At 72.1% G+C, this 2,980-nt stretch carries 1 protein-coding gene; it reads right to left on the bottom strand.

Translation table 11 applies throughout. The features are described from left to right. Positions 1–2,782 (bottom strand): glycoside hydrolase family 2 TIM barrel-domain containing protein (locus AB0C29_RS41275; protein ID WP_360832666.1); only part of this gene is annotated, 2,782 nt, incomplete at its 3' end. Positions 2,783–2,980: the final 198 nt, after the last annotated feature.

Here is a 2,980-nt window from a genome sequence, read left to right as displayed (position 1 = left end):
CGAACATCTTGCGCAGGATGGAGGCGGCCGCCATCCACCCGGACAGCGGATAGATCGCCAGGTTGTAACCGATCGGCCCGGGATCCAGCTCGGCGGTCTGTCCCGGGGCGAGCCGGATGCGCCGGCTGCCGGAGCGCAGCACGTCGCCCTGCTCCTTGACCTGCCAGCGCACGGTCAGGTCGAAGTCGCCGGCCTGCTGCTCGTTGTGCAGCCGGACCGTGGTGCCGGTGCGGGTGATCCGGACCGGGGCCTGGGCCCAGGCCATCTCGGCGGTCTCCGGCTGCACGTAGCGGTCCGAGCCGACCAGGCCGTCGGTGCCGGACAGGCTGATGCCCAGGCTCAGGAAGTCGCCCTTGCGCTGGAAGCGGTCGAAGTTCAGGGCCAGCACCGCGCCGGCGACCGGGTCCGCGCCCGCGGCGAGCTGGGCCGGGGTGAGCGCGGACGGGTAGATGCGGGCGTCGTCGATCAGGCCGCGGCCGAGCCGGATGCTCCACAGGTCGTTGTCCTGCTGGGTGTCGGCGTTGCGGCCCAGGTTGACCTCGAACAGGCCGGGGTCCACCGCACCCGTACGGGCAGTCGTCGCCACCTCGGCGCCGTCGATGGACAGCCGCAGGGCGGTGCCGTCGTAGACGCCGGTGACGCGGTGCCAGGCGCCGTACCAGTCGGCCGGTACGTCCGCCGCGGCCGTCGCCCAGCCGCCCGCGTTCACACCGAATTCGAGGGTGTCGCGGTCGCGCATCTGCAACGCGTACCCCTGGCCCTTGGTCAGGATCGGGAAGCTGCCGGCCCACTCGCCCGGCTTGACCCAGGCGTCCAGCGTCAGCGGACCGGTCAGGTCCAGCCGCTTGTCGCGGAAGACGTCGACGAAGTCGTCCAGGCTGGACAGGGCCACGGCCTGGCCGCGGCGGCCGGGGACCGTGCCGGGCTTGCCGACCAGGAACGTCTGGATGCCGTGGGCCGCGTCGGGGGTGGTGATCAGCGGCTGGCGCAGGTTCTGCTCGGCCCAGTCCCAGATGAAGCCGCCCTGCATCGCCGGATACTTGCGGGCCAGGGCCCAGAACTGGTCGAAGTTGCCCAGCCCGTTGCCCATGGCGTGGGCGTACTCGCCCATCACGATCGGCTTGGTGCTGCTCAGGGTGCGGCTCTCCAGCCGGGCCGGGGTCGGGTAGCGGGGACCGTCCACGTCGGCGAACGGGGCGTCGCCGTCCGGGTTGTTGGACTGGTGGTAGAGCAGCCGGGTCGGCTCGTGGGCGTCGGCCCAGGCCGCCATCGCGTAGTGCGCGGCGCCGAGGCCGGCCTCGTTGCCGGTGTCCCAGAAGATGACGCTCGGGTGGTTCTTGTCCCGGGCCACCATCGCCTGGAAGCGGTCGGCGAACGCGGCCTGCCACTCCGGGCGGTCGGCCAGGCAGTTCGACGGGCAGGTCTCGTGGCTGTGCGTCTCGATGTCCACCTCGTCGTCGACCCACAGGCCGTGCTCGTCCGCCAGGTCGTAGAGGTAGGGGTCCGAGGGGTAGTGCGAGGTGCGGACGGCGTTGAGGTGCAGCCGTTTCATCAGGAAGACGTCGTCGCGCTGGGCCTGCCGGGTGACGTGCCGGCCGGTGTCCGGATCGGTCTCGGCCCGGTTGGTGCCCTTGATCAGGATGCGCTCGCCGTTGACCAGGATCTGCCGGTCGCGGACCTCGATCTCCCGGAAGCCGACCGGCTGCGCGGTCGTGTGCAGGGCCCGTCCGTCCGGGCCGAGCAGTTGCAACACCAGCGTGTAGAGGTTGGGCTCCTCGGCACTCCACTTCGCCGGGTTGCTGATCGGGGCGGTCAGCGTCACCGCGCCGGTGCTCGCCGCAGCGTTCATGGTGGTCACGGTCCGGCCGCGCCGGTCCTGCAGGGTGCCGCGCACGGTGAAGTCGCCGGGCGCGCCGGCAAGCTCGACCTTGGCGCTGAGCGTCGCATCCCGGTACGCCGCGTCCAGGTCGGTGGTGATGGTGGTGTCGCGCAGCCGGGTCTGGGCGAAGCGGTAGAGCCGCACGTCGCGGAAGATGCCGCTGTAACGCCACTGGTCGACGTCCTCGAGGTACGCGCCGCTGCCCCAGCGGTGCACCTGGACCGCGATGCTGTTGCGGCCCGGGCGCAGCCGTTCGGTGATGTCGAACTCGGCCGGGGTGTAGCCGCCCTGGTCGTAGCCGACGTACCCGCCGTTCACCCAGACCAGGTAGTTGCTGGTCACGCCCTCGAAGCGGAGCAGGACCCGGTCGCTGTCGCGGGTCCAGTCCGCGGGCAGGTCGACCGTGCGCAGGTACGCCCCGGTCGGGTTCACGTCGCGGGGCACCTTCGGCGGGTCGTCCGGGGCGATGTCGGACGGGATGTTGCGGAACATCGGGTGGTCGATGAAGTCGGACTGCCAGGTGTGCGGCACCGAGACCGACGGCCAGCTCGACGCGTCGAAGCCGGCGCCGTGGAAGGCCGCGGGCACGTCGTCCGGCCGGTCGAAGATCTTGAGCCGCCACTTGCCGTTCAGCGACGTGACGTTGGGGTCACGGGCATCGTGGCTGGTCACGTCGGCCGCGGCGGCGCGGGCACCGGCGTACGGCCGCAGATCCGTGTGCGGCGCCTCCTGGCCCTCGCCGGTGAGCTGCGGGTCCTCCAGGTAGCGGTAGACGTCCGCCACCGTCTGCGGGCCCTCCCCGGCCGGCGGCGCTGCCGTGGCGGCGGCCGGCGGCGCCACCAGGGGCAGCACGAGGGCGACGGAGAGGGCGGCGCGCGCAATCCACGACGGGGCACGGCGCATCGGTCGCTCCTGACGGCTCGGGAAGGCAGGGCAAGCCATTGAAGCCTTTCAATGGCTTGCTCCGCTGTCAACCGTCATCGCCGGCCGGTCGCACCCGCCTTCGCGGGGCACGCGGCGCCGAAGACGGCCCGCTCCCCGACGGTGTAGCGGCAGCCGAAGTCCGCAGCCGCCACGGTGCGCCGGTTCAGGATCGCGTCC

Source organism: Actinoplanes sp. NPDC048791 (assembly GCF_040650095.1).
Classification (GTDB): domain Bacteria; phylum Actinomycetota; class Actinomycetes; order Mycobacteriales; family Micromonosporaceae; genus Actinoplanes.
The sequence above is the reverse complement of the archived record's forward strand: the minus strand, read 5'-3'. Positions and strand labels throughout refer to the sequence as shown.